Here is a 1265-nt window from a genome sequence, read left to right on the forward strand (position 1 = left end):
AGGTGGAAAAGTATTATTTGACGTACATTGTGGGGAGTTTTGGAACTCCATGAGTGATGAAGAACGTAATTACCGCCCACGTATGTATTTCAGTGGTAATAATGTTGACCCTGTACGTACCCAAGAATTAATCAAGCAATTACAAAGAGAATGGAAAGAGCAACAATTTTTAGAAGACCATGCTCATGTACCTAATGAGTATAAAGTGCTATTGGTGCTAATTTCTAAATCTGGTTCTACTATTGAACCAATGACAAACTTCATGATTGTGAAAGAAGCCCTAGAAGTAGCAATGATTAATTATGAAGTACTAGTTGTAACAGATCCTAGAGATGATGAAAAAGAAACGTTATTGCATAAATTAGCCGTTGCAGAAGGTTGGGGAGACTCCATCTTCACTGTACCTGATGGCATTGGTGGTCGTTTCTCTGTGTTCTCAGAAGTAGGATTAGTAATCGGTGCTTTATTAGGATTTGACATTCATGATTATTTAGAGGGGGCTAAAGCAGCAGATATAGCAGCTCAAGAACAAGATGTCTGGAAGAATCCAGCCTTGTTAAGTGCTGTGTTAAAATATATTGGCTCTGAACAATATGGTCGTCATATTGAAGTGTTTATGCCTTATGCAGATCGTTTGAAATCTTTATCTGAATGGTATGTACAATTATTAGCGGAATCCTTAGGTAAAGAGAAAGATGATAAATCTGGACACTATGGTCGTACTCCAATTGTAGCGGTAGGTACTACAGACATGCATGCCCAAACACAGGAACATCAAGAAGGACGCTACGATAAAGTAGTTTCTTTTGTAGATGTTGAAAATTGGCATGTGAATCTAACAGTGCCACATATGTATGATCAATACAGTAAACTTGAAGCCTTAGCAGGTCTTGACTTAGGATTTATCAATCGTGCTGCCTTGGCATCCAATGCAGAGTCCTTAGCAAGCGATGGACGATTTAATGGAACCTACCAAGTTCCAACGATGAATGCCTTCCATTTGGGAGAATTGATGTTTACTATGTGCTGGGCCATCTACTTTGAAGGACAATTGGCAGGGGTGGATGCTTTCAATCAACCAGGTGTAGAAGTATATAAAAAATTGTTAGGACCTAAACTTTTAAAAGCATAGGAGAAGTAAGAATGAATATTTTAGTGACAGGTGGCGCTGGGTATATTGGTAGCCATACAGTACGTGCCTTATTAGGAGCAGGTCATCAAGTGGTGATTGTAGATAATTTATCTCGAGGCCATAAGGAGTCGAT

2 protein-coding genes are annotated in these 1265 nt (G+C 38.9%); both read left to right on the forward strand.

Going from position 1 to position 1265, the window contains the following annotated elements:
* Window positions 1-1132: glucose-6-phosphate isomerase (locus HMPREF9200_RS01365; RefSeq protein WP_038144422.1), on the forward strand; the 1132-nt coding region annotated here is incomplete at its 5' end.
* Window positions 1133-1143: 11 nt separating this feature from the next.
* The coding region (locus HMPREF9200_RS08250) for an NAD-dependent epimerase/dehydratase family protein (protein WP_009353008.1) at window positions 1144-1265 on the forward strand (122 nt) is incomplete at its 3' end.

Origin of the sequence: Veillonella sp. oral taxon 780 str. F0422, from assembly GCF_000221605.1 — a bacterium.
Lineage (GTDB): Bacteria > Bacillota > Negativicutes > Veillonellales > Veillonellaceae > F0422.